General features: G+C 73.2%; 5 protein-coding genes. All 5 read left to right on the top strand.

The window, feature by feature from the left end:
• Nucleotides 1-69: 69 nt before the first annotated feature.
• Nucleotides 70-579: a helix-turn-helix domain-containing protein gene (locus tag RIM90_RS00955; RefSeq protein WP_309058545.1), complete on the top strand. Its 510-nt coding sequence runs from the start codon at nucleotides 70-72 to the stop codon at nucleotides 577-579.
• Nucleotides 580-696: 117 nt separating this feature from the next.
• Entirely contained in the window at nucleotides 697-2784 is a 2088-nt protein-coding gene (locus RIM90_RS00950) for an MMPL family transporter (RefSeq protein ID WP_309058544.1), read from the top strand.
• A 136-nt stretch (nucleotides 2785-2920) separates the two neighbouring features.
• On the top strand, nucleotides 2921-3100 hold the full coding sequence (locus tag RIM90_RS00945; protein ID WP_309058543.1) for a hypothetical protein: 180 nt from the start codon (nucleotides 2921-2923) through the stop codon (nucleotides 3098-3100).
• Nucleotides 3101-3772: 672 nt separating this feature from the next.
• Nucleotides 3773-4663 (top strand): glycoside hydrolase family 19 protein, encoded by an 891-nt coding sequence (locus RIM90_RS00940; protein ID WP_309058542.1) that lies wholly within the window; start codon nucleotides 3773-3775, stop codon nucleotides 4661-4663.
• Between the two features lie 105 nt (nucleotides 4664-4768).
• The gene (locus RIM90_RS00935) at nucleotides 4769-6148 is read left to right on the top strand and encodes a PI-PLC domain-containing protein (RefSeq protein WP_309058541.1); all 1380 of its coding nucleotides are present in this window, start codon (nucleotides 4769-4771) and stop codon (nucleotides 6146-6148) included.
• Nucleotides 6149-6163 lie beyond the last annotated feature (15 nt).

The raw sequence follows: 6163 nt of genomic DNA, 5'->3' as shown, positions 1-6163 counted from the left end.
CCGGCGGGCGGGGTGCGCCCGCGCCCCTCGGCCGGAACCGGACGCCGCGGGCTTCTATAGGGTGACGGTGTGGCCAGGGCAGACGACGCGGAGCGGCAGACGGCGGAGGACGACACGCTCCGGAAGCCGGAGACGGCCGACCTCCAGGCCTTCGCCGTCCAGCTGCGCCGGATGAACGGCGAGATCAACCGCATGGTCCACGACTTCGCGGGCCGCAACGGGCTGCACGTGACCGACGTCCAGGCGCTCGCGGCGATCCTGGACGCGGACGAGCCGATGACCCCGGGGCGGCTCAGGGAGCATCTCGGGCTCACCTCCGGGGCCGTGACCGCGTGCGTGGACCGGCTGGAGCGGGCGGGGCACGTCACCCGGGTCCGGGAGAGCGCCGACCGCAGGGTGGTCCACCTGTACTACGCCGCCGACGCCAAGGCGGCGGCCAGGGCGTACTTCCATCCGCTCGCGCAGGCCGCGGGCGCGGCGCTCTCCCGCTTCGACGACTCCGAACTCGCCGTCGCCCTGCGGTTTCTCACCGCGCTGAACGAGGAACTCGCACCCCGCGGTGCCCCCGGGCGCCGCTGACCGCCCCGAGCCCGGCCGTATCGGTGGAACCGGCGTGGCCTACCATCACGTCCGCAACATAGTTCAATCATTGAGATTGTTTGTCATCGAGATGATTTCCACCGCACCTGGAGAGTGATGACCGCCTCATCCCGAGGGGCCCGCCGGCTCGTCCCCGTTCTGCTGCTCGTCGTCTGGCTCGGCATCGCAGGGGCGTTCGGCTCCTACGCCGGCAGGCTCGGCGAGGTGGCCGTCAACGACCAGGCCGGCTTCCTGCCGCGCAGTGCCGAGTCGACGGAGGTCATCGAGGAGCAGAAGGCCTTCCGGCAGGACGAGACGCTGCCGGCGATCGTGCTGTGGACCGGCGACGCGGGCGGCCGGGTGAAGGACCGGCAGCCCGAGGCCACCCGCGCACTCGCCTCCCTCGTCGGTACCCCCGGCGTCGTCGGCGGGACCTCCCCGGCGCTCCCGTCCGAGGACGGCGAGGCGCTGCAGGGCGTCGTCCAGCTGGACCCCGGTCTGGGCGACCGGCTCCCCGACGTCCTCGAACGGATCCGCACGGCGGCCGAACGGGTACCGGGTGCCACGGTCCAGGTGGCCGGACCGGCCGCGAGCCAGGCCGACCTGTCCGACGCCTTCGCCGGGATCGACGGCCTGCTGCTCGCCGTCGCGCTGGTGACCGTTCTGGTGATCCTGGTCCTGGTGTACCGGAGCGTCCTGCTGCCGCTGGTGATCATCGTGTCCTCGGTCATGGCGCTCGCACTGGCCTGTGCGGTGGTGTACGCCCTCGCCGAGAACGACGTCGTACGCGTCGACGGCCAGGTCCAGGGCATCCTGTCCATCCTCGTCATCGGTGCCGCCACCGACTACGCGCTGCTGCTCACCGCCCGCTTCCGCGAGGAACTGGCCGGGCACGACCGCTTCACCGCCATGCGGTCCGCGTTGAGGCGGTCCTGGGGCGCCGTCGTGGCCAGTGCCGCCACCGTCGCGCTGGGCCTGCTCGCCCTGCTGCTCAGCGACCTCACCAACACCCGGGCGCTCGGCCCGGTCGGCGCGATCGGCATCGCCTGCGCCGTGCTCAGCACGCTGACCTTCCTGCCCGCCGTGCTCGCCCTGCTCGGCCGCGCCGCCTACTGGCCCGCGAAGCCGCGCGCCACCGCGGACCGGAGCACCGGTGACGGCGTGTGGCAGCGCGTCGCGTCCCTCGTCGACCGGGCGCCGCGCAAGGTCTGGGCGTTCACGCTGGCCGCCCTGATCGCCTGCGCCGCCTTCGCGCCGACCCTCGACTCCAGGGGCGTCCCGCTCGACGAGACCTTCGTCAACGACGCGCCGTCGGTCGCCGCCCAGCGCACCCTCTCCGAGCACTTCCCCGGTGGCTCCGGCAACCCCACCGTGGTCATCGCCGACGCCGACCGGCTGGACCGCGTCGTGGCCGCGGCCCGGAACACCGAGGGCGTCGCCTCGGCGGCCGGTGCGGCGGCCTCCGGACGACCCGGCGGCGAGCCCCTGGTGGTCGACGGACGCGTCCGCGTCGACGTCACCCTCGACTCCGCCGCCGACAGCGACGCCGCGAAGGACACCGTGGCGCGGCTGCGCACCGCCCTGCACGCCGTCCCCGGCGCGGACGCCCTGGTCGGCGGCTACACGGCGCAGCAGTACGACACCCTGCGCACGGCGGAGCGGGACCGCACCCTGATCGTCCCCGTGGTCCTCGCCGTCATCTTCGCGGTGCTGACCGTGCTGCTGCGCTCGCTGCTGATGCCCGCGCTGCTCGTCGCCACCGTCGCGGTCAACTTCCTGGCCACGCTGGGGGTCTCCGCCCTGGTCTTCCCGCACGTGTTCGGCTTCACCGGCACCGACCCGTCGGTGCCGCTGTACGGCTTCGTGTTCCTGGTGGCTCTCGGCGTCGACTACAACATCTTCCTCATGTCCCGGGTCCGGGAGGAGTCGCTGCGGCACGGAGCCCGCCGGGGCGTGCTGCGCGGGCTGGTCAGCACCGGCGGGGTGATCACCTCGGCCGGCGTGGTGCTGGCCGCCACCTTCGCCGCGCTCGGGGTGATCCCGCTGGCCTTCCTGGCGCAGATCGCCTTCATCGTCGCCTTCGGTGTCCTCCTCGACACGGTGGTCGTGCGCTCCCTGCTGGTGCCCGCCCTCGCCCTGGACCTCGGGCCGGTCGCCTGGTGGCCGGGCCGGCTCGCCCGGGAACGCAAGGGCGCACGGGACTGAACCCGCCCCCGGCCGGGGCGCGCCCTCGTACATGTCCGTTCCGGTCCGGGGCAACCGGAGCGTACGGAGAACACACGGAAGAAGACCGGAGAAGACGGCCTGCGGAGCCGTAGGCCGACAGGAGGTGTCCACCCCCATGACTGCCGTGACGGGAGCGAAGGTGCTGGAGCGTTTCCCCGCGGGGTCCCCGCGCGGATCCTGGCCGGCGGAGGAGTGCGCGGCCCGGCACCGCGCCGAGGGCGAGCCCGCGACGGTCGTCATGGACCTGGAGTCGGACGCGTTCCTCGTGGTGGTCCCGTCCCCGGAGGACGACTGACCGCACCGGCCCGGCCGCCGGGCCCGCCGCGCGAACGCCCCGTGCAGGGCCCGGGCGGCGAGCGGCACGGACGCGGACCTGCGCCGGCGCAGCACCCCGGCCCGGTCGCCGGGGACCGGGCCGGCACACCCGTGCGCCCCGCCGCTCCGGCGGACCCCCGACGACACCGAAGCCCGGCGGCATCGTCGCCCCGGACCCCTCGGCGACCGCCGGGGGGCGGCCGTTCGTGAGTCGGTGCGCCTGACGGCGCATCACGTACCCCGGACACATCGTGCTCAGCGGTACGGCCGTGCCGAAGCGCGCCGTGCGGCGGACGCGGTGGACCGCCCGCGGCCGGTCCACCGCGTCCAGGGCGCCGACGCGCGGCGGCAGTCACCGGCCCGCGACCGTCGTCGCCCCAGGGTGCCCGCGTTCCAGCAGGCCCACTCCCGGTTCACGTTCCAGGCTCCGTCCGGTCCCGCCCCACGAGGGCCGGGGCGGACCACCCGGGCCGATCCGGGGATGACCGGTCTACACCCTTGACTGGTACAGACCAAAGCGGTTGAGTGTGCTCCACACCCCCCACCACGGCCGCTCCCACGCCGCGCCCGGCCCCGCCGGCGCGTGCGGCCAGGCGTCGCTCCGGCATGTCCTCGTCCGGGAGCGGCCGTGTTCCGCAAAGGAGTTGACCTCTTGTCGAGACGCCGCATCTCCGCCGTGCTGACCGCCGTCGTCCTGGCCGGCAGTGCGCCGGTCCTGCTCCCCGCCGCCTCCGCGTCCGCCGCCGCGTGCTCCAGTTATCCGAACTGGGTGGCCGGGAAGTCGTACAACGCCGGTGACATCGTGCGCTACACCGACGGCAGGGCGTACATCGCCGAGCACGCCAACCCCGGCTACGACCCGACGATCAGCACCTGGTACTGGGAGCCGTACGCCTGTGACAACGGTCCCGGGACGCCGGCCGGGAAATTCGTGGTGACCGAGGCGCAGTTCAACCAGATGTTCCCGAACCGGAACCCCTTCTACACCTACAGCGGGCTCACGGCCGCCCTGAGCGCCTACCCCGGCTTCGCCAACACCGGCAGCGACACGGTGAAGAAGCAGGAGGCCGCCGCCTTCCTGGCCAACGTCAGCCACGAGACCGGTGGTCTGGTGCACGTGGTCGAGCAGAACACCGCCAACTACCCGCACTACTGCGACTGGGGACGGCCCTACGGCTGCCCGGCCGGCCAGGCCGCCTACTACGGGCGCGGACCGATCCAGCTGAGCTGGAACTTCAACTACAAGGCCGCGGGCGACGCGCTCGGCATCGACCTGCTGAACAACCCCTGGCTGGTGCAGAACGACTCCGCGGTCGCCTGGAAGACGGCCCTGTGGTACTGGAACACCCAGTCCGGCCCGGGCACCATGACCCCGCACAACGCCATGGTCAACCAGGCCGGCTTCGGCCAGACGATCCGCAGCATCAACGGCTCCCTGGAGTGCGACGGCAGGAACCCGGCCCAGGTGCAGAGCAGGGTGACCAAGTATCAGCAGTTCACCCAGATCCTCGGAACGTCGCCCGGAGGCAACCTGTACTGCTGACGGGGAACGGCGGGGCGTGGTGTCATGCACCTGACCACAGTCGGGTCATGGTCCGGCGCGCACCTCGTGTGCGCCGGACCATCCTTCGGACGAAGGGCATCCACCATGCGCACCCCCCACGCCCTGCTCACCACGGCCGTCACGACCGCCGCGCTCGCCGCGGCGGCCGTGGCACCGGCACCCGCCGCCGGGGCCGACGCGGTACCGCCGCCGGGCACCTACTACGTCCAGAGCGCGGCCACCGGGCTGAACGCCGCCGACAGCGCCGGAACCGTCGAGCAGCACAGACCCCGCGGCGACGAGGACCACCAGCAGTGGAACCTCCGGGCCGACGGCGCCGCGCACCTCCTGGAGAGCACCGACCGCCCGGGCAGCTGCCTCGGCCGCGACGGCGACCGGGCCCGGACCGTCGCCTGTACGAGCCCGGACGCCCCCTGGCGGATCTCCCCCGCCGGGGCCGACCGGTTCACGCTCGCCGTCCCCGGCACCGACCGCCGCCTCACCGTCGCACCGAAGGCCCCCGGCGCCGGCCACCCCGCCCCCCTCGCCGTCGGCACCGGCACGGACGACCTCGCCGCCTGGTACCTGACCCCGGTCGGCCCGGTCACCCACCCCGTGCCGCCCCAAGACCGGCGCACCCTCGACCAGGTCACCTTCCTCACCGCCCACAACGCCTACGCCAACGGGGTCGACGGCGGCTTCGCCCCGCCCTTCGTCAACCTCTTCCCCAACCAGACCCGGGGCATCGAACGCCAACTCGCCGACGGAGTCCGCGGTTTCATGCTGGACATCCACCAGACCCCGGACGGCGCGATCCTCTGCCACAACAGCTGCACGCTGGTCAGCAGGCCCGTCGCCCTGTGGGTCGACCTCCAGCGGATCGTCGACTTCCTCCGCGCCCACCCCGACCAGTTCGTCACCGTCTTCCTCGAGGACTACGTCGACCCGGGCGTGCTGCGCGCCGAACTCGCCCGCGTCCGAGGGCTGTCGGACGTGCTCTACCGGCCGGACCGCACCGGCGTGCGCGAGAACGGCTGGCCGGCCGTGGCCGACCTGACCGCCGCCGGGCACCGGCTGCTGATCTTCACCGACCGCAGCCGGGCCGCCGACCGGGCCGCCGGATTGACCAGGGACACCTTCGGCGTGATGTACCAACGCGAATGGACCGTCGAGAACCACTGGTCCATGGGGCCGGGTGTCGGCGCGTCCGACTGGTCCTGCTACAGCCGCTGGTACGACGAGGGCACCGGCATCCCGCTGACCCGCACCGAGCCCGGCTTCCGCCCGCTGTTCGTCATGAACCACTTCCGGGACACCGCGATCGCCTCCACGGCCGGCACGGACAACTCCAAACTCGCCGACCGCGCCCGCCGGTTCTGCCAGCCGGCCGCCCGCAAGAAGCCCAACTACCTCGCCGTGGACCGCTACGACCTCGGCGATCCGGCGTCCGCCGTCGCCGCCCTCAACACGTACACGTATCCCTGAAGAACCCCCGCGGCT

The sequence above is a fragment of the Streptomyces sp. genome (assembly GCF_031181555.1).
GTDB lineage: Bacteria > Actinomycetota > Actinomycetes > Streptomycetales > Streptomycetaceae > Streptomyces > Streptomyces fimbriatus.
The sequence above is the reverse complement of the archived record's forward strand: the minus strand, read 5'-3'. Positions and strand labels throughout refer to the sequence as shown.

What these genes read in the sequence shown, in the direction of transcription:
- RIM90_RS00950 (WP_309058544.1), top strand. Translation starts at nt 697, where the DNA reads ATGACCGCCTCATCCCGAGGGGCCCGCCGGCTCGTCCCCGTTCTGCTG.
- RIM90_RS00945 (WP_309058543.1), top strand. Translation starts at nt 2,921, where the DNA reads ATGACTGCCGTGACGGGAGCGAAGGTGCTGGAGCGTTTCCCCGCGGGG.
- RIM90_RS00935 (WP_309058541.1), top strand. Translation starts at nt 4,769, where the DNA reads ATGCGCACCCCCCACGCCCTGCTCACCACGGCCGTCACGACCGCCGCG.